This is a genomic window from Mucilaginibacter sp. PPCGB 2223 (assembly GCF_001705515.1).
GTDB lineage: Bacteria > Bacteroidota > Bacteroidia > Sphingobacteriales > Sphingobacteriaceae > Mucilaginibacter.
This window is the reverse complement of record NZ_MDJS01000001.1, coordinates 281,814-304,178: the sequence shown is the minus strand read 5'-3', so window position 1 is coordinate 304,178 and position 22,365 is coordinate 281,814. Positions and strand designations below refer to the sequence as shown.

Genomic DNA, 22,365 nt, shown 5'->3' with positions numbered 1-22,365 from the left:
CGCTATTTATCGGTAGCCGTAATTTCAATAGTGTGCTCTTTTATTCCCGGAGAGGTCGCCTTTAAAACAATGGTGCCCGGCTGGCCGGTTGATTGCACAATAACCTGGGCATAACCATTAAACAGCTTTCGTTTATATGGTGCTGCCGGATATACTAACTGGATCAAACCCGGATCGGTATTGACACCGGCCCATATATTTGGCTTGAGCAGTGGGGTGGCAACTATGGCAATGGTATTAGAACCCGGATGCAGCAATGAGGCATCAAGTTTAAACTCCTGTCTGTCATGGTCATCAGTAATCTGATGAGCGATCTCTTTGCCATTAATAAAAATGCTTTCCATCTTGCCTATGCTTTTACTGAAAAAAGTAGCCGTTGTGTACGTACTATCCGCAGGCATATTGAAACTCGCCCTGTAAACCAGCGCTTTCACTCTTTGTCCAAACGCGTCATCCCGGGTATCTTTAAACGCGTTTTGCCAGCCGCTATCATTGTACCCGGCCGCTACCTCTGCCGTAACGTTTAAATCGTTTACAAACTTTTCCTTAAAGTTTCCAATAGGAACCAGGTCAATCCGTTCTAAATATTGATCGGGTTCGAGCGAAGTTTGGTTTCCGTTACCTACTCCAATAATTTTACCAGGACCCTCAATTGAAAAACCGATCTCGTTATCAGCTGTTGGCACCGTCAGGCTATTTTTATCTGTAGCTTTTACCGTGAAGACGGCGATATCCTTTCCGTCAGCTTTAATCGAAGGCTGGCTGGCCTGTAGTTCAATTTGAGCAGGTGCTGATGTAGTTTTAACAACGTCGGTACTAACCTTCAAGCCTTTTTTATAACCTATGGCTTCCAGTGTCCCCGGTTCATATTTTATCTGCCATTCCAGGTGCCCGTTTGGTTCCATGGCTTTTTTGCCAAGGCTTCTTTTATTCAGAAAAAGTTCAACTTCATCGCAATTACTATAGGCACATATCCTTATTTCTTCACCCTCTTTGCCATGCCAGTTCCAATGCGGCAACAGGTGTACCATGAGTTGATCTGTCCACCATGATTTTAAATAATAATAGTCGTCCTTCGGAAAACCACAGGCATCAACCATTCCAAAATAAGATTCGACAGATGGCCACCCAAATGGCACCGGTTCGCCCCGGTAGTCAAAACCCGCCCATACAAACATGCCGGCTAGGTACGGACGCACGGCATAATGTTTCCAGCCTTGCTCTAAACTGTAAAAAAAATCACCTTGCTTTCTGTCGTATGCAGCAAGCTGATGTTTGTCAGCATCGTCAACATAAATCCCTCTTGATGTTACGGTCGAGCCTTCCTCGGTACCCCAGCTAAACTGATTGGGGTACTTTTGATGCTGTTCATCGGTATTTTTGGTGGCTATATAATTATATCCTAACAGATCTATCGTGGTCGAAATTCCGGAACCAATACCGCCGCTTATGGCCGCGGTAATATACCGGGTCGAATCGATCGACTTTGCAAAGGCCTGCATAGCACCCGCTATTCGTGCGCCGGTAATGGAGCCTTCAATGGCCCACTCTTCGTTCCCTATCGACCAGCTGATAACAGATGGATGATTACGGTCGCGCAGGATCATTCTTTTGACGTCGTTCAATTCGGTTGATGACACACCCATTAACCGGTTTTCGTCGATAACCAGCATACCCAGCCTGTCGCAGGCATCCAGCAATTCCGGGGTTGGCGGATTATGCGAACAGCGGTAGGCATTGCTTCCCATGCCTTTTAAGGTGCGTATCCGAAAATCCTGTAAAGCATCGGGCATAGCCGTGCCAACACCGGCATGGTCCTGGTGGTTATTGGTCCCTTTTATCTCTACCCGCTTGCCGTTCAGAAAAAAACCGGCATTGGCATCGAACCTGATCGTACGTATCCCGAATGTTGTAACATAACTGTCTACAACGGTACCATTTTCTTCAACAGCAGTAAGCAATTTATAGAGGTAAGGTGTTTCCAGTGACCATAGTTTAGGACGATCAACAACTAAAATATTTTTTACATCCTGGGATGCAAAAGGCTTCAAAGTAAGCCCTGTCGACCTGCCCGTCGCGAGAACAGCGCCGTTGGCGTCGACAATAGTTTCTGTTACGTCAAAATTCCTTTGTTTTTTATCGTTATTAAAAACAGTAACCGTCGCCGAAACATTGGCGATATCGTTTTTAACCTGGCTGGTAACAAACGTTCCGTTGGCAGCAATATGCAACTGGTTGGTTTTATTGAGCCACACATGGCGGTATATACCGGCGCCTTCATAAAACCAGCCCTCTTCCATCGTCGCATCAACCCGCACGGCGATTACATTATCGCCGCCATAGTTTAAATATTCAGAAATATCATATTCAAAACTATTATATCCACTGGGTTCGGTACCTAAATAATGCCCGTTAACCCATACTACGCTGTTGCGAAAAACGCCGTCGAAGGCTATGGATATATGCTTACCAAGATCCGTTGCCGGAATAGCTAAAGTTTTGCGATACCACCCTATGCTGGCTTCAGGAAAATTACGGCCTATGGCTTTTGATCCATGACTCAAACTACCTTTAGGGCTAAAGGGCTGCTCAACCGCCCAGTCGTGCGGCAGGTTAATTTTTCGCCAGCCCCGGTCGTCAAATTGCGGCGCCGCCGCGCCATCGCCGTAACCGGTCTTGGCAAAATAAGAGAAACCGGCCGTTCCGTTGTAAAAATCTTTTGCGGGATCGAAAGCATGGCCCAGCGCAAACCGCCAGCCGTTATCTATCGACAGGTGTTCGCGCGGTGATGCAGGTAGTGATGCTTGCGCACGTATAGTCGCTTTTGCAATCACCAATAATAATACACACAGCACGTATTTTATTATATATCTATTTTTCATTTTATCGATTAATTCTTTACAGGATATATCCTCGCGATCCAGCCACCGCCATTGCCCAGCACTATTTTTAGTTTATCTTTTGATGATAGCTTAATAATTTCCCTTTTATAATCAGTGGCATCTTTATCTGCATTTACCCCATCACGAAACAACTCGGCTTCATATATCCCGCTTCCTAAAAAAGACATATCTAAATTTATCTCCCGGGCATCCCAATTAGTCATCGCACCAACATACCAGGTATCACTCTTTTTACGGGCAATGGCCACATGCTCTCCTACCTTACCATCTAACACTACTGTTTCATCGAATGTGGTGGGTATTTTGGAGATAAAATCAGTACACTCCTGTTCTTTCATATATGCAGTCGGGCTATCTGCCAGCATGGCTAACGGGGCTTCAAAGACCACATACATAGCCAGTTGGTGACAACGCGTTCCCTGACTCATGGGATTGGAATTACTGGGCCTAAAATCGGGTTTGATTGCATTACGCATAGCACCGGGTGTATAATCCAAAGGCCCGGCCAGCATTCGGATAAATGGCAATGTTACATCGTAGCCCGGCACATCATCCGTGGTCCACTTTTCATTCTCCATTCCTTTTACACCTTCAAAATTGATGATATTAGGAAAAGTACGCTGTAACCCTGTCGGTTTATACATTCCATGAAAATCAATTAATAAATGATATTGAGCAGCTTTTTGAGCTATTTTATAACATGAGGCAACCATCTTTTGATCGTCGCGGTCTAAAAAATCTATTTTAAAACCTTTCACCCCCATTTTTGAATATTTGGCAAAAGCTTCATCCATACGCTGATCAATGGCGTACCAGCTTGCCCATAATATAACATCTACATTTTTTTGTTTAGCGTGATCTATAATTTCCTGCAAGTTTATCGCTGGAACTATTTTCATCATGTCTGTCTGTTCAGACCAGCCTTCATCCAGAATAATATATTGCAGCTTGTTGGCTGATGCGAAATCGGCATAATACTTATAAGTAGCAGTATTGATGCCCGCCTTAAATTCAACTTTTGATATATTCCAATCGTTCCACCAATCCCAGGCTACTTTGCCCGGCTTAATCCACGAAATATCGCTGATACGACAAGGTGATGCCAGTTTTTGTACCATATCATTATTTGCCAGCTCTTTATCATCCGCGCTAATGAGCGCCACCCTCCATGGAAGATTGCGTGTACTAATAGTTTTAGCTATATAACCGGCCCTTTCGGTAACCACATAATTCATATCGCTAAATCCGCCTTTTTTTTCTTTTAACGGATAATGCGCAAAATCGCCGTGAAAACCCAAACCGGCAGTATTATTACGTTTTAAAAACATTCCGGGATAATCTTCCAGATCCGCTTCCATTATCGCGGCCTTTCTATTATTCCCCAGATCAACTAAAACAGGCGTGAAAGCTAATGTGTCCTTTTTAAACCCGGATAATTTAATATGCTCATATAAAGCCTCAAAAGCCGACATGTAAATATCATTGTTCCTGATATCTCTTACGTAAGGAATAAGGGCATCATGATCATTCATAAAATTAAAGTTGGCTTCTTCATTTTTAATCGTTATACCCCCCGGACGCTTAATAAAAAAACGGTAGGCAACCCCATCATTATAGGCTCTTAAAATCAATCCGTAATCGCCCTTAAAGTTTATGGTAAGCTCATTATATTGATTTATGATAGATTGCTTTTTATATATAGGTGTAACAATTGTATTATTTACAGCCAGTGTTTTACAGCTACTTATTACCGCATTACTGCCTAAAACCTCGCCATCGTTAAGTGTTAACGAAATTTTGGATGGTGCAATAACCGCTATCCCTTCATAACTTACACTCCATTTAATTTGCGCATCGTTTTCCAGCTGTAGCGTGATTTTTCCATCTGGTGATTTTACAGATAATACATGTACCGGCTTCGCGTTTGATAACATAACAATCAATATTAACACGCTTACCAGGAAGTTTAATTTAGCATTCATTCGGGGATTATATATTTGATACTTGAGGTTTTCATGATAAAATATATGGTTCAACGAAAAGGATTATCCATATAAAACGAGATGATTAAAACTTAATTTGAGATTTAAAAATCACTAAATGAGGAGCCCTTTCCAAGGGCTCCGGCATTTGTTCCACATTAGTTATTATACTTACAAATGAACTCAAGTTGTTAGTTAAGGCACTCTAATCGCAGTTTCAACCCTTTTACGCATATATTCTTTTAATTGCTTTTGTTATACGCGGGGCAATTGCCCGTTGATATTTTAAGGTATAACTCGACCGGCTTAAAACCCGGCTCCTTTTTTCAGCGAATCCAATGCACGCTGGTTGCCTATGGTGTTAGTTTTACGGTTGAATATGTCGCTTGCCCATAAAAACGGCGCCACACCATTTGCTTTGGCTTGTTGTGTTACATAGCGATAGAAATGCATCTTGGAATTTACCGACAATAGCGAATCCGCCGGATAGCCTTTTAATTTATCAGCGTGATCTCCGGCGTCGTATTCGCCCATAATCACTGGTATCCCCTTATCCACAAAGTTTACTTTCAGACTGTGGAATTCAGAATTTACATAACCTTCTTCTGTAGCGGCCGTAGAGTTTCGATCCAGAAAGAGCGGATTTTTTGTATGAAAGGCGGCTCCCCAGAAATACCATTCTTTTCCCCAGCTCGCGTCGGCGCCTAAAATGGCAAAATTTGCCGGGGCATAATAATGGATCTCCAATATCATTTTGTTGGGCGTAGGATCGGTAGGCAAATTGGCATATTTATATACATTAGCAGGCTTAAGGTATTGGTTAGCCAGATCAATACTTGTGGAAGGCGACTGGACGATCAGCGTACGATAACTGTTTTTACCGCCGGTGCTGCGCACTGCATTAATAAACGTTTGGTGGTAACGCATTAAAGTATTTGTTGTTGCTTCATCCGAAGCATTCGGTTCATTGGCGCTGGCAAACATCAAATGTTCGTCATAATCACGCAGCGTTGTTGCTATCTGCTCCCAAAGCGCCTTTTGTTTGGCATCTACCGAATCCTGCTTAGCGCCTGTAGCGGTGCAGTTGTTTTCAAGCCAACCACCGTCCCAGTGAATATTAAGCATTACATACATATTATCATTAATGCAATATTGAACCACTTGCTTTACCCGGGCAAGCCAGGCTGCATCTATTTGTGCAGTTGCCTGGTTACTTAAATGCCCCGCATTCCACGAGCATGGTATCCGTATGGCATTTACACCAGATGATTTAACCAGGTCGATCAGTTGTTGGGTGATTACCGGCTGCCCCCATCCGGTTTCGCCACCGGGGGCTTCCATGGTGTTATAAATGTTCCATCCCAATTTAATATTCGCGGCCAATTGCACGGCTGTGCTGCCCATACCCGCTGCATCGGGCGCTTTGGGCGATGTATTATATGATGGATAAATTTTAGGGCGTTGTATTACGGTAACCCGCCTGCGCTGCCCGTTGCTTGAGTTTACAGCAAACAGCACCGAACGGCTAATGCCTGATGAATTTTTTGCCGCTGTTAAATTAATAGCTGCATCGCCGCTGCCGCCTGATATCTGGTTTAAATGCAGCCAGCCAATACCGGTAGTATCAATACTCCATGCACCGTCGGTAGCAAATGCCAAAGTTACGGTTCCGCCACCTTCGGGTATAGTATCTGTTATATTATCGAGTGTAAGCACCGGGCCTGATGTTTGATTTTTCTTGCATGACGCGGCAATTAAGATCACCATAAATGCGCCCAAAATCTTATAACCCGTTTTAATTTTAGTTATCATTATTTTCATATTCATTTGTTCTATCAAAAAGGTTGTTTTTGAATTAAAATAGCGTCACAGCTGTAACAGCTGTGACGCTTTAACTTATTTAACTTTTACAACTCTAACATTATCAAAAGCGCCATAAAAGCCCGTTGCTGTTGAAGAAGTGCTGTAATTATGGATATATATTGTGCACGCAGTATTGCCTGTAGGGCCGGTTAAATCGGCAATTTTGGCTATAGAAGCCCCTTCACCTTCGCCAAGCGTGGCATCTTTTGCGCGGAATGATGAGAGAGGAATAGTTACCGTTACCCAGCCTTTGGTGGTGTATGGCGCTGTTTTAGCTGCAGATACCTGCCATGGCTCCCATCGGGCCACATAGGTACTACCGGCAAAGCCGCCGAAAACATCTATCGTACCACCATTCCAGGGTTGTGGAATATTAACTTCAAATTTGAATGCCCAATTATCAACCGGATCGCTAAGGTTAGCAGCTGGCACCCACTGTGCGCCGTTCATCAGTATCGCATAATTTGAATAGGTATTTCCTTCGCCGGCACTAAGGACTCCATTTTTTAATGACATATATTGACCACCATTACCCTTGAAGTCAGAATTATACGGTGGCCATCCGCTATTCGGATCACCGCTGTATAAGCTGGCGCCGCCCCACCACTGCCAATTAAAATTACCGTTCCACTCCCAATCAGATATTCTTCCGGTTGCAACATCGTTTACATTGAACGTGGTAGTAGCTGTGCCGAATTTTGTGGTAATAGATACCGGGCCGCTTTTTGTTAATGCAGGCAAAATAAAACCAACTGAACTGCCACTGGCCGATGATGTAAAAGAGGTAATTGCAGTGCCGGCAAAAGTAAACGTTTGGATATTTTTAAGGTAAGTACCATAAATATAAACCGAATCGCCCGGGTTAGCATTCTCGTTAGAAACACCGGTAATGGTTGGTGTAGCAACTATTTTAAAATTAACCGAACCGCTTTTGGTGACCACTGATACCTGGTCGGTTGTCGTTTTCGCCGGCATAAGAAAACCAAGGGCGGTTCCGTCGACGCTTGATTTATACGACGAAATTGCGGTTCCACCATACGAAAAACTTTTAATTAGCACTAAGTTGGTACCATAAATATAAACCGAGTCGCCCGGGTTGGCAAATACGTTGGATATCGCGGTAATAGTTGGTGCCGCAGGGCCAAGTTTAAAAGAAAACGTTGTTGAACCTGCCGGTGTAGTATATTGTACGGTATAAAGTTTAGCTGTGTCGATTGCCGAAAACAATATGGGAGGTATTTGCACCACTGCACTGTTAGAAGCAAACAAAGCGGTATTAAATGTAGCAGGAACGCCGTCAAAACTTATTTGAGTTGCATTTTGTAAATTCTGCCCGACAATAACCACCCATTGGCCATTGGCTACAGCGCTATGCAAAACCGTATCGTTAGGCGAGGCGGCATAACTTTTAATGCTTGAAATAACGGGAGGGGCGCTGTTTTCGATACTTTTTTTACAACCCGATACTAAAGCCACCATCAGGATGAGAAGCGGCAAAATATAAAAACGGAGGTTTAAAATTCTTTTCATAATAGTAATATTTTAATTATTAAATTAATAATATGGTACCGGCGGAGCTGTAAGTTTAGGATCTGATGTTAACTCTGATGCCGGAATTGGTAAGGTAAATGAATTGATAGTTGCCGGGAGCGTAGATGGCAGCTTAGTTGTATCCCTTGTAGCTGTATGAGTTTTAGGATCATAACTAAACGAAACCCGGCCATATGTGGCATCCTGATCGTTAAGTACCTTTACAGCATTTGTCGGGTCATAATAAGAATACCTAACGAGGTCTAACCAATATTGTCCTTCATACGCAAGTTCAACTCTTCTTTCAACACGTAATGAAGTAATGTTAAACGAAGTTACAGGGGTTAAACCGGCCCTTGTTCGCACCTTATTAAAATAGGTTAAGGCGGTAGCATCTGAGGTAGTTGTATTATTACCGAGGATAGCTTCCGCGTATACCAAATACACATCGGCCAACCTGAGCACCGGATCGTGTTCGATGTCCGACCAGGTATCCATTGTAGGCGAATTGTTATCTTTTTCGTTGCCGATAATATGTTTTTTCATACCAGTGCCTGTTGCCTTATAACCACCGGAGGCCTGATTCAATTCCGGATAAAAATCGCCGTTGAGCATAATAGTGGCTTTGCGCCTTATGGTATCATTAGCCGAGTACATTCTGTATAAATCGTAAGTCGGTGCTAAGGATTGCCATCCACCTTGCTTTGAGGGAAGAAAATCGCTGGCTGGCGCATACCAGGTTTGCAGGTCGTTGCCATTGCCATAACCCACGCCCGGAGCCCATTGAAGGGCGAATAACATTTCGGGGCAGTCGTTGTTTTGTGGCCTGAAAAGATCATAATAACCGCGATGGTTCGGGTCATTCTGCCCAAATAACTCTAATCCGCTATTTTTACATACGTTGCCCGCATACTTTTTGGCACTATCAAGCAGGGCTTGGTCGCGTACGCCACCGCTTTTGCCTAAACCTGCCATAGTTAAATATACTTTACCCAGCATTCCCTGCGCCGACCACGTAGTTACCCGGCCTTTTATATCCGTTGCAGGAAGGTATCGCGCTGCGAAAGTGAGATCCTTGGCGGCGAATTTATAAACGTCTGAAGTTATATTACGGTAGAGCAATGGATTTTCTATTAGTTTACTGTTATCTTCAACAATAGGCACAGCTCCGTAATACATCGCCAAATAAAAATAGGCTACAGCACGAACAAATCTTGCCTCGCCTATGGCTGCATTTTTGTCTGCGGCCGGGATTGTTACAGGAGCCTGCTGCTGTATGGCACTAATAACGGTGTTACATTGCGCTATAATACTGTATAAGCCGGTCCAGGTGCCAGACACATAGCTATTTTGCGCGGTAATGGTGCGCGTAAAAAGTTGTACTAAATCGTTACTATATTGGAAGCTGCCCGTACCAGCCAATACGTCACCGAGGGGCAACATAGCGCCGCGGTTCCATTGCCACCATTCCGCACCTGCATACAGGCTCGCCGTAGCCAGCCGTAAATCGCTGGTAGTTTGGTAAAAATTATTTGAACTGATCTGCGAGTTGGACGGACGGTCCAGAAAATTCTTTTTACATCCGGCTATTGCTGCTGCAAATAACAGGATGACGATAATTCTATTAATTGATTTCATAAACATATATTTAAATCAGTAATCGTAGTGTTATTACAAGGTTATATTTGCTCCAAAAGAAAATGCACGGGGCGGAGCATAATAACCGTTATCCCATCCAGCCTGAAGCGGGTTCCATGAGCCAATCTCAGGATCCATGCCTTTATATTTTGTAATTACAAAAACATTAGATACGGTAGCATATATCCTGATTGAATGCACAGATATCTTTGACAGGAGATTTTCTTTGAAGCGGTAACCTAATGTGATGGTTTTGCACCGCAGGAATGAGGCATCCTCGATAAACAAATTATTAGGGCGATTATTACCGTTGGTATTGTCATTTCTTAATCCTACAATAGTTGTACCCGGGTTGGTAACATATACATTGTTAATATCGGAAGAAGAACCGGCCGGGTCTACCATACCTAATTTTGCATATTCTAATACATCTGTAAAATAGTTGGTATTATTTCCCGGATCGGTTTGCGATACCCTTAACTGATTGAACACTTTGTTGCCATAGCTGCCGCTAAAGAAAATAGTTAAATCAAAATTTTTGTAGTTAAAGGTATTGTTAATACCATACTGGAATTTGGGAGTTGGCGAACCCAAATAAGTCTCGTCTCTTGAATCGATAATACCATCGCCGTTCAAGTCTTTAAACATGCGGTCGCCATACCAGATACCGCCGCCTGACGGAGAAATTGGATAGGGCATGCCGGCCGAGTTGGCAGGGCGGGCATGTGTTTGAAAATCAGCCGGGGTTGAAAAAACACCGTCAAATATGTAGCCATAATATTCGCCAATGGGCTGGCCCACTACGGTTGTTTCAATTACATCATTATTAAACGACTCGCTTAAGTTGGCCTGGCTTCCACCTGAACCTAAATCAAGTACCTTGTTAACGTTTCGCGATACGGTAACAGTGGATTTCCAACTGAAATTTTTAGAATTAATATTAGTAAAGCCAACCTGGAAATCAAATCCCTTATTGCTAACCGAACCCACGTTGGCATAGGGCGCAGCCATTGTTCCTGGCGAATAACCCGCGGCCGTACCGGTGTATAACGGTAGCGGTACCTTGAGTAAAAGCCCATGTGTTTCGCGGTCGTAGGCATCGAATGAAAAGCTTAACCGCCCATTAAAAAACGTTCCGTCAAGTCCCGCATTGTAATAATCTGTTTTTTCCCAGGTCACATGCGGATTTGCTAAATTGCTCTGAAACTGTGCCGTGCCCGACAGGCCATTAGATACCGATGTAAGTTGCGTAACGAAAGTGTTGCCCGGTATACCCTGATTGTTGGTGAGCCCGTAACCAAGCCTCAACTTCAATTCATCTATATCCCTTACATCCTTTAAAAATGCCTCATGATTAATTTTCCAGGCAAATCCGCCCGAATAAGTAGTAACCCAGCGATTGCCGCTCGGGAAATTTGAAGAACCATCGTTCCGGATATTGCCGGTTAGCAGATATTTATCATTCCACGAAAAATTGAGACGACCGAAAAAGGATTCCTGCGCAGAGCCCCCTGCAGGATTAGAAAAGGAATTGTCGCCTGAGTTTGTAGCGGTAGAAATATCGCCGGCACTAATAGCCTGTACATTATTTGAAGCGAAGTTCTTTCGCGCGCCGCTAAGATTTTCGAAAGTGCTTTCCTGCGCTTCGTGTCCGGCTAAAGCATCGAATTTAAGTTTGCCGAAGCCATGGTTATAAGTTAAAAAGTTACGTATTACCGTATAGAAATTCTGACCGGCGGACGATGAACCGCTGTTAGGGCTTGGTGTGCCTTTACCAAAAGTATACGTTGGCGAAAATTGATCTTGTGTATTAAAATCGAAATTACCGGATAATTCATTCCGCAGCGATAAACCTTTAGCTAATTGTATTTCGGCATACACATTGCCAAATACCTGGTTTCTCTTTCTCTGGTTTTTGATAATGGAAGCTAATGCTACCGGGTTGGCCGAAGGTGTTACCCATCCGCTGGTGTTGGTAACTGCACCCCAGGAACCGTCAGAATTTGTTACCGGGATATCGGGGGTGTTGTTCAGTGCGGTATTAATTACACCACTACCAACATCAATACCACTCCCACCGTTAACAGATAAATTTTCATCAACGTGTGCTAATTGAAGGCTGGTGCCTATTTTTAGCCAATTGGTGGTTTTATTATCTAAATTGAGCCGTACCGAGTATCTTGTAAATTCAGATCCAAGGGCTATCCCCTGCTGGTTAAAATACGAGGCCGACAGCAAATATTGGGTTCTTTGATCGCCACCGCTTATTGTAAGCGTATGACTGCTCATCGGTGCTTTTCGGAATAATTCTTTTTGCCAGTCGGTACCCTTACCTAAATATTGGGGGTTGGCAAATTCGGGCCTTACATCAAAGCCCCATACAGCGGCCCGAGCGTTAATAAAAGTGGCAAGCTGTGGCAAGTCTACAGTGGGGAGTCTCTTAGGCAGCTCCTGATAACCAGCATAGAAATCATAACTTATCTGCGGAGCTCCGGCTTTACCCCGTTTGGTACTAATAACAACTACGCCATTGGTTGCCTGCGAACCGTATATGGCGGTTGCCGAAGCATCCTTCAATACATCTATTGATTCTATTTCGGCGGGATTAATACTGTTTAATGGATTGGAACCATTACCCGGGTTGCTTACGGGCGGAACAATAACACCATCAATTACAAACAACGGCGAATTAGAGCCACTTATTGACGACACCCCGCGTATTTGAATAGATACCCCGCCACCAGGTTGGCCCGAAACTTGCTGAACTACAACCCCCGCAATTTTTCCTTGCAGAGCCTGGTCAAAAGTTGTTGGTAGTGTTTGACGCAGGTCGTCCCCCTTTATCGAACTAATTGAGCCGGTAAGATCAGCTTTTTTCGCTTGAGCATAGCCAATTACTACCACTTCGTTTAAGTTTCTGGACGCTGGATTCAGTTTGACATCAATTGAACCGGCTTGTTTAACCGTTATTTCCTGAGATGTGTATCCCAAAAAGCTAAAAACCAATACATCGCCTGGCTTTGCCATTATTGTATAAGTGCCGTCAATGGAGGATACGGTTCCATCTGCAGTCCCTTTAAGTTTAATGCTTGCTCCCGGTATTGGCTGAGAATCGTCGGCGCTTGTAACTTTTCCGGTGACGCGATGAGTTTGCGCGTAGCCCGACAGCGCCATTAGTATGGTTGTCATAAAAAGCAGCATGCTGCAACTTATTCTTCGTAAATTTCTATCCATCTTGTAAAGTAATTTTAGGTTTATTAATAATTGGTCATAATTGGTTGGTGGTTAGTGGCGTTTAGTTTTGTTTCATATTTTATAGTTTTATTTAATTCAATCAGATAAAATATACCATCGTGGTCAGATAAGAAATAATTGCCGGATATGATGTACCCTGCAGTTAACCGCGATACAAATGCCCGAAAATACTGGCAAATTTTACCCGGCAAAAGAAATTAAAATGGCCCTTTGGTTTATTAGTTTATAATTGGAGAACGCTGCCATGAGCCAAACTCATGGTGTTAATATGCATTCTCAAAAACGAATCTATGACAGATTAAAAAAAACAGATGGCTAACTTGATAATGTTTATAGACCAAATGTTAACCCATATATAACACTCTGAAAACAAGATAATTACATTCATGTGAACAATAAAAAGGCTGGCTTTACGGTACGAATTGTTAACCTTTTAAAAAATAATCACCAATTGCAGCATGTTGTTTGGTGGGTTAACATTCTAATTTGGAGATAAACCCGGGATAAACTTTTGAAGGCTAATCTTTATGTTCAGACTCTGTTTCCGTCTTCTTCTGCCTGAGCGAATCTACATAGGCAGAGGGGAGTATATTATACTCATCCTTAAATAGTTTTGCAAAATATTTCGGCGTGTTGAAGCCTACCTCATACGATATCTGGCTGATGTTCATTTGACTGTTTTCCAGTAAATACACCGCCTTTTTCAGCCTGATTGACCGTATAAATTCAATAGGCGATTTACCTGTTAGCGTTAACACTTTTTTATACAGAGAAACCCGGCTCATATTCATCTGGCGCGCCAGTTCTTCTACGGAAAGATTGTAGTTTAAAATATTCCGCTCGATATATTCAACAATGTTCCTTAAAAGCTTCTCGTCGTCAGATTCAATGGTAACTTCCTGGAGCTGCACATCCATTTGTTTTTTATAAGTGCGTTTAAAGTTGTCTTGCAGGATCAACAGGTTTTTAATTTTTGACAGTAAAATTTCGAAATTAAACGGCTTGGTCATATAGTCGTTAGCGCCAATCTCCAAACCTTTCAATTGTTCTTCCTCACCCGTTAAAGCGGTCAACAAAATAACGGGAATATGTGAAGTCCGTTTATCATTTTTAATCTTTTTGCAAAGATCAATGCCATTCATATCGGGCATGCTTATATCACTGACTATAATATCAGGATGCTGCGACAGAGCTTTTTGCCAGCCTTCTTTACCATTTGATGCTTCAACAATAAAAAAAGTATCCTTCAAATTATCTTTTAAGTAAAACCGAAAATCATCGTTATCCTCTACCAATAATACTACAGACCGCTTGTTGGCATATTGGTGTTTAAGTTTTTCATCATTCTTTACATCCTCTAATTCGTTTAAACCTTCCGGGGCGGCTTCCGAACTATCCGTAACGACTGGTGCCGGATCAAATACAACGGGCACCGGTAACCGGATAATAAAGCAACTGCCATGGTCGGGTTCGCTTTCAACGGTAATTTCCCCGCCATGTATTTTTACAAATTCGCGGGTTATGGAAAGCCCTATACCGCTGCCCTGGTTAATTAATGATTCAGGGACATCGTTCTGAAAAAATCTTTCGAATATTTTATGATGTTTTTCAGGGGGGATACCTATACCGGTGTCTATCACCTTAATTTCTAAAAGATCATATCCGGGCGTGATTGTTTCGTCGGTTCTGTTTATCAACACGCTTACATGGCCGCCCTTCGGTGTAAATTTAAACGCGTTGGAAAGCAGGTTGAATAATATCCGCTCTATCTTATCATGATCAAAACTTGTCATCAACGTTTCAACGTCGCTGTCAAAAGCAAAAGAGATATCTTTTTCGGCGGCAATATCTGTAAACGAAAACGAGATGTCCTTAATAAACTTTACAATATCCCCTGGTTTATTATTTAATTTAAATTCCTGCACTTCCATCTTGCGAAAATCGAGCAGTTGGTTTACCAGGTTTAATAAACGTTTGGCGTTTCGCCTTATCATGCTCAGCTGCTGCTGTTGCTCAGGGTCTGCATGGTTAATCATTTTATCAACCGGCGCCATGATCAACGATAGCGGTGTTCTGAACTCATGGCTTACATTAGTTAAAAATTTAATTTTTAACTGATCAAGCTCAAGCATGCGCTTAACTTCCTGCCGTTCTTGTTCAATAAGTATTTTTGCTGCTTCTTTTTCTCTTTCTTCGGCAAACTCACGTCTTATTTTCTTTATTCCACGCCAACGAATAAAAAAGAGCAAAAATGCTATTAATACCAGGTAACTAATATAAGCGAAGGTTGACTTCCAAAATGGCGGAAGTACTTTAATTTTTAAAGTTATGTAATTCGGATTGTCGGGGCTTTCTATATTAATGGCCCTTACTTTAAAAACATAATCGCCTCCATCAAGATTTGTATAAGTTGCATTCCGGGTAGTATTATCAGCATTAAGCCAGTTCTTGTCAAAACCGTCCATAATGTACTGATACTTTACCTTGGACGGATTGAAAAAATTAAGCGATGCAAATTCAATGGTAAACACATTTTCGTTGTGGCTAAGTGTTATATCCCGAATTGCAGAGACGGCCTTTGATAAAATAATATTCCCATCAAATTCTTCATTGGCGGCTAAACTCGTATTAAAGAGCTTAAAATCCGTAAAAAGCAATCTGGATCTATCTGCAATAGGATGTATGCTCGAAGGGTCGAACATGTTAAAACCATGCCCGCCACCAAATATCAATTCGCCTTTACTGGTTTTCAAGGCAGCATTTATATTAAATTCTTTACCCTGCAGGCCATCTGTTTTATCGAAATTTTCAAACTGAAAGCTATACGAGTTGTTATTGCGGGTTAAAGTTACACGGCATAGCCCGCTTGAGGTGCTTAGCCACATGGCTCCTCTATTGTCTTCCAGTACATTTAAAACCTGATTGTCCGGCAAACCATTTTTCTTCGTAAGAGATACAAATCGGTTTGTCTTAGGGTTCAGTATGCTCAGTCCGTCCCTTGTCGCTATCCACATCAGATTGCGGCTGTCTTCGGTGATGCTATTTATATTATTCCCAACCAAACTGTTAGGGTCATTTGTTTTATTATAATGTATTACCCTATGTTCATTTTTCAATATTTTGTCTACTCCCAAATATCCTGCAACCCAAATATTTCCCAATTTATCTTCAAACAGTGAAGATACGTAAGGGCTTCTGATGTTATTTTGATCAAACGGATGATAAAATATTTCCTTTGAACGATCGAAGATCTCCAAACCACCGGCAAAGGTGCCTATCCACAACCGGTTCGACGAGTCTTCGAGGATACTCCATACCCTGTCATCGGCGATACTGGTTGATATATTGTCGTTATGTTTGTGGTGTATGAATTTTGTACCATCATAACAATCGAGCCCGCCAAAATAAGCTCCTATCCATAGCTTCTGTTCGTGATCAATATACAAGTTGACAATGACATCACTACAGATGCTGTTGGGATTTCCTGAGTCGTGTTTATACTGTGTAAACCTGCCGGTTTTCCGGTTAAAATAAATTAAACCTCCGCCATTTGTCCCGATCCATAAATTCCCTGCCCTATCTTCCACAAATTTGTCAACATCTTCAAAACTCAAACTCGCAGGGTCTGAAACAAAATGCCTGTAAAGAGGAAATCTGATAATATTTTTATGATAGTAGCTTACTCCTTCTTTAAAAGTACCGGCCCACATAATGCCTGTATCGTCTTTATACAGCGTCACACTATTTTGTGCCAGCGATTTTGAATCGTCTTCCCGGTTCAGCAGGTAGGTGGTCTTAAACCCTTTTTTATCAATAAGGCTTATCCCGCCATGGTCGGTGGCGATCCATATAAGCCCGTCATCAGCCTGTATAACACTATTAACGATGTTCGACTTCAGCCGGGCTCCAGCCGTTTCCTTGTCAATGTGCCTCAATACGCCTGACCGAGGGCTGTAATAATATATACCCTGGTCTACAGCGGGGGTATAAACCCACAAATCGTTATCCCGGTCGACAGTTATCGAATAATACCTGTTTTTATCATTATTTGCTTTATAGAAAACCTCAGTCCGATAGGTGATTTTATACTGTTTAACATCAAACCTCTCTACTACTCCACCATAATAAACCAGCCAGATATTTCCATTGGTATCCAAGCTGACGTCTGAAATAAGGTTTGAATATAAAGAAGAGTGGGAATTGCTTTGATGATAGTAACGTGTGGTCTGCTTTTTTAGGGTATTATAATGGTACAGACCAGAATCCGGGCATACAAACCAAAATCCTTCTTTACCATCCTTTAGTATTTTAGATACCGATGGATATCCCGGAAGTTTTAGCTGATGAAGCATCGCCCCCACATCAGCATTAAACTGCTCTGTCTGCGGGTCGTAAAAACAATATCCACCACGGGTTGCCACCCACAATTTATTATCCGGTCCTTCAAAAATGCCTGTTACGAAATCATCATTAATGGAGCTTTTATTGTTGTCATCGTGCTTAAATACTTTGAAGGTATAACCATCATAACGGTTAAGGCCCGATGCCGTGCCAAACCACATAAAGCCCTGCGAATCCTTAAATATGCAGTTAACCTGATTATTTGAAAGCCCTTTACCTATATTGAGCTGCGAAAACTGGTACTGGCCTGTTTGCGCAAAATTGTCTGCGCAGGTAAAAAACAATACCGAAATGACAATATAAAGCTTTACACGCATTGAAATATAATTGGAAACGCCTAAATCAATAGCCCGGCATCTAACAAGCGGTACACTAAGATAAATATAAAAGTCGGATAAACCCGGAAACATCCGCTCCGAAAACCCATCTAAACCAGGCGTAAAAAAAAGCGCCCGGCACCCCACTATGGCGCTTACTTTAACCGTATATCTTTATCTGGAAGTCTGAGGATCAATAATTAAAGTAATCGACATCGGTGTACCATTCTTCCCAGCTTGTTAATTGCAGGAATATTCCTGGTTATTTGCCTGCTGTTTTTAACACCAAAGTAGTTACCAGCGAATCTAATTTTACCGCGGCCAGATCAAGGGTGATACCCGTTGCGTCCTGATGAAATTTAACTTTTTCACCATGCAATACCTTGCACCCTGTAATACTCTGCTTAATTGGTGGTAATTTAATAACACCATCACCCTCCGGAGCTTTCAGCAAGTGGATATATATTTTATTTCCCCTGTAAGTAGCTCCGTAAAAACCATCAACAGGTTGAAAAGGCCCTGGGCGTGTTTGATATATGCCTTCGCCATTTTTCGCTAACCACTCTCCCACCTCTTTCAGGCGCTCCACGTGAGTGGGTGGAATAATGCCATCCGGGTCCGGACCGACATTTAATAACATATTTCCCCCGCGGTCAACGGTGTTCACAAGCATATCTATAATCCGTTTCAGTGGCATTAATTTCTGGGCTTTATTATATCCCCAGCTTGTTTCATTAAGGTTCAGGCATTTTTCCCATGGGAAGGGAATGATGGGCCCTTTAACATCCGCGCCCCCCTCGTCGGTTTGGAAATCTCCCAACATTCCCGATCTCGGATTAATAACCACATCAGGGTTATAGCTGCGTACCATAGCGTTAAGTTTTAACGGCTCCCAAAACCAGGCTGCGTCGGCATCGCTGCCTTTGTGCGCCAACCAGCCTCCATCGTACCACAAAATATCTATTTTGCCATAATTTTTCATTAGCTCCTCTACCTGCCCATAAGTTTGTTTCTTCAGCAGCGCGGCATTTTCAGGGAGACCTTTCGGATCGAAATAACCAGGGAAGCGCCAATCCAGCGGAGAATAATAAATGCCTACATACAGGCCCGCTTTACGGCATGCATCGGTGTACTCTTTTACAAAATCGCGGTGAGCGGCAGTTTCCCAACTATCAAAATGACGGTAACTCGACGGGCTGTTCCAAAGGGCAAAACCATCATGGTGCCTGGAAACCATTACCATATATTTCATCCCGGCCTCTTTTGCTACTTTGGCCCATTCGGCAGCGCTAAAATGCTTTGGGTTAAACTGATCAGCGAGTTTCGCATATTCCTCGGCCGGGATTTTTTGGTTGAACATGGTCCATTCGCCTGTTGCCGGGATTGCATATAAACCCCAATGGATGAACATTCCGAATTTCTGGTCTTCCCACCATTGCATCTTTTCGGGCGGGAGGTTGGAACCCGGACCCGATACACCTTGCCCTGCGCCCTTTAAATTAGGATAAATCTTTCCTTTCTCCATTGATTTTCTTTCTGCCTCGCCCATCTGCTGGCTCTTTACGGCAAAAGAATGGCTCAACAGCATCGCCAACAGACCGATCGCCTTAATCGTTATTTTTTGTTTGTATATCATTTTGGTTTCAGGATGTGAACTTTTCATGTTTCAATTTAAGCGGATATTTCTCTATAACCGAAGCTGCCAGATGCTTTAAATTTGCCTGCGTTTCATGATCATATGTCAATTTTTTTCAGGTGTGTTTGAGTTCTTCTCGACAATTACTCCTGAAAAGCCGCCTCGGGGCTGGCATTTGATATGCAGGATACTTGATTTTTGGATACTTTTTGTTTCGGTTATAATAGACTTCGCATCCGCTCCGTCCTTGAATACTTGAAAAGAATAATCTGATTTGCCTAAAAATTTAAAGTCAAGATCAAGAGTTTGCTCGGTATCTTTTCCATTAAGCCCTGCAACATACCAGCGTTTACCTTTTCTTCGGGCTATAACAACCATTTCGCCCGGGTAGCCGTTTATCAGCTTTGTTTCATCCCAGGTTGTAGGAAAACTCATCAGGAATTTGCGGGGTTCATCAGCTAAGGCATAATAGGCAGAAGGCCTATCGGCAAAATGCTGTAAGCCCGATTCAAATACTACTGCCAAAGCCAGTTCGTGGGCAAAAGAGGTTTTATGTTCGTGCTGCGAATTGGAAAACGTTACCGGTGTATAATCCATCGAACCTATAATATTCCGCGTAAATGGAAGAGTGGTATTATGCGCGGCGGCCTTATCGGTTAAGATGCCGTTGTTATTATACCATTCGGCACCATACACCGCTTCGGTACTCATTAAATTAGGATAAGTACGCGCCCAGCCACGAGGTATAGTAGCCCCATGAAAATTTACCAGCAGATGGTATTTTGCTGCATCTTCCAAAATATCCATATAATATTTCATCATGTCCTGCTGGTCTCCTGCAAAAAAGTCGACCTTGATACCTGACACACCCATATCTCTCAGCCATGAAAATTCCTTTTCTCTTTTCTCGTGGGTTAACAGCCTGTCCGCCGGCGTCGCGCCAAGCCACTCGGTACCTGAGTTATACCACAAAAGAGTTTTGATGCCTTTGCTCCTGGCATAATTCAACGCATCCTTTATTGTTCCGCCGTTCGACATTACATCCCATTCCCAATCAATAAGCACATAAGGCCAATTCATTTTTACCGCCAGGTCAATGTATTCAATCACCCTTTGATAGTCTTTCGAACCATGATTGTATGCCCAGTACACCCAGGCTGCGCTTCCGGGTTCAATCCATTTAGTCTCTTTAAAAGCGGCCGGTTCACTTACATCCGTAATCAACGTACTCTCCACCAAATCAGCCAGTTTTCCTACTATCATCACATGCCATTGCGATTTCCATGGCAAGGCGGAAACAGCACCGCCATGCCAGTTCTTCTTTGCCACAGGATAACTCACCTTATACAGGTTTGCATCTTGCTGATTGTTAAGCTTAGCCGCGCAATTTTGCCTGCTTATGTTTGCTTCCGAAATCAGCACCCATAATGGCTGATCATTAACCTTGTACAAGGCTGGATATCCCCAATCATGATTATTTTTTTCGGTAGTGCCATTAGTATTAAGCGGAAAAAAATTCTCATAGGACTGATTAAATGGCTGCATCCATCTTGCCGTGCCTGCGGGGATTACATAGGCTGTCGCTTCATCTTTAATCAATAAACTCGAGTCCGAATGATTTGGAAAAGTATACCTGAAAGTAACCCCGTCGTTATAAACTCTGAAAGTGATATCTAGGGGTTGTTTAGAGTCATTCTGATAATGAAATGTTTTTTCAATACCGAAGTTTTCGCAAAGTTTCCGCTTTCCTGTCAGCATTTCATATTTGTCATGAACTGCGACGGTCTTGCCCTCGCCAATAAATTTGAGATTTGATACGAATTGCTGATCAGCCCTTAATATACCTAACGGCGAGGCTGGCAACACTTCGATATAAGCATCATTGCTTCTATATAATACCTTAAAATAAGCCTGGCCTAAGGCACTCTGGCTTGCAGGTTGCATTTCCACAACTACCTTAATTTTTTTATCAGGAGATAAAATTTGTTGGGCGTAACAACAACCTACATAGCTTAAAAAAAAGCTCAAAACTAAACAAATGTTTTTCATATCAATTTATAAAGAATCATCCGGCAGTTGAAATCTTATTCATCAGCACCCATTTTTCCCCATTCTTCGCCCAGGGGAGAGGCTTCTGAAATTTCCACATCAGTTCTTCCCATTCCTGAGCTTTAGCATCTGCAGCATCCATCGCTTATTTACGGCCAAACGAAAAAGATGCATCGGTTTCCATGATTATAAAAAGCCTGTTACCGGTACGATAAATTTCCATTTCTGTAATGCCGGCAAGCTCAAGTCCTTTATTTCTGTCCACACATTTTTATGCCATTGCTCATATTCTTCAATCAGGGCAACATCGTCATTTAGGTCTACTACTAAACAATATCTCACTATATATTAAAATTTCAGCTGATTGGCATGGTTATGGAAAATTAAGTTAGCTATCCATAAATTCCGGATAATTAAAGCAGGCTCCACGATACCAGGTATGGTAGCATTCTGGGTTTGTTCCATTATTGGTTTATAAAGGCTTTGAGCAAACAGCCTAATTGTACAGGCCGTACTTAAGGCTATTTAATTGGAACAAAATTAGGCAAAGCGTCTTTCGCAAAATTGTACCAATTAGACTTTCTTTTACACAAATCCGACATTTACAATAAGATCACTCCCGGTACATTTTTAAAATGCATAATATACCTGTTTTAAATTCGATATAAATACCTGAATATGTTAACATAGTCTATCTTAAGATGATAATGCATACTCAGCTTGTCTTTTATAAAAACAATACAAATCAGACAATTATTTTAACTTTGAAATCCCGAATCGATATTTATGAG

The 22,365-nt window shown here is 42.3% G+C and carries 9 protein-coding genes and 1 pseudogene; all 10 read right to left on the bottom strand.

Annotated features, from left to right (window positions below; translation table 11 throughout):
• Positions 1–2 precede the first annotated feature (2 nt).
• Entirely contained in the window at positions 3–2,882 is a 2,880-nt protein-coding gene (gene galA, locus BEL04_RS01330) for a beta-galactosidase GalA (RefSeq protein WP_065999361.1), read from the bottom strand.
• A gap of 8 nt (positions 2,883–2,890) precedes the next feature.
• Entirely contained in the window at positions 2,891–4,939 is a 2,049-nt protein-coding gene (locus tag BEL04_RS01325; protein WP_217493590.1) for a glycoside hydrolase family 97 protein, read from the bottom strand.
• Positions 4,940–5,191: 252 nt separating this feature from the next.
• Positions 5,192–6,697 (bottom strand): cellulase family glycosylhydrolase, encoded by a 1,506-nt coding sequence (locus BEL04_RS01320; RefSeq protein WP_175403974.1) that lies wholly within the window; start codon positions 6,695–6,697, stop codon positions 5,192–5,194.
• 84 nt (positions 6,698–6,781) lie between these two features.
• Complete coding sequence (locus BEL04_RS01315) at positions 6,782–8,278, bottom strand: glycan-binding surface protein (protein ID WP_065999359.1); 1,497 nt, start codon at positions 8,276–8,278, stop codon at positions 6,782–6,784.
• 24 nt (positions 8,279–8,302) lie between these two features.
• The gene (locus BEL04_RS01310; protein ID WP_066003302.1) at positions 8,303–9,916 is read right to left on the bottom strand and encodes a RagB/SusD family nutrient uptake outer membrane protein; all 1,614 of its coding nucleotides are present in this window, start codon (positions 9,914–9,916) and stop codon (positions 8,303–8,305) included.
• Between the two features lie 33 nt (positions 9,917–9,949).
• Entirely contained in the window at positions 9,950–13,105 is a 3,156-nt protein-coding gene (locus tag BEL04_RS01305; protein ID WP_254659503.1) for a TonB-dependent receptor, read from the bottom strand.
• Between the two features lie 584 nt (positions 13,106–13,689).
• Entirely contained in the window at positions 13,690–17,889 is a 4,200-nt protein-coding gene (locus BEL04_RS01295; protein WP_065999353.1) for a two-component regulator propeller domain-containing protein, read from the bottom strand.
• 262 nt (positions 17,890–18,151) lie between these two features.
• Complete coding sequence (locus BEL04_RS01290) at positions 18,152–19,525, bottom strand: alpha-L-fucosidase (protein WP_066003300.1); 1,374 nt, start codon at positions 19,523–19,525, stop codon at positions 18,152–18,154.
• Positions 19,526–19,630: 105 nt separating this feature from the next.
• Positions 19,631–21,574 (bottom strand): glycoside hydrolase family 97 protein, encoded by a 1,944-nt coding sequence (locus BEL04_RS01285; protein WP_065999351.1) that lies wholly within the window; start codon positions 21,572–21,574, stop codon positions 19,631–19,633.
• Positions 21,575–21,590: 16 nt separating this feature from the next.
• Positions 21,591–21,916: pseudogene (locus tag BEL04_RS01280) on the bottom strand (L-rhamnose mutarotase).
• Positions 21,917–22,365 lie beyond the last annotated feature (449 nt).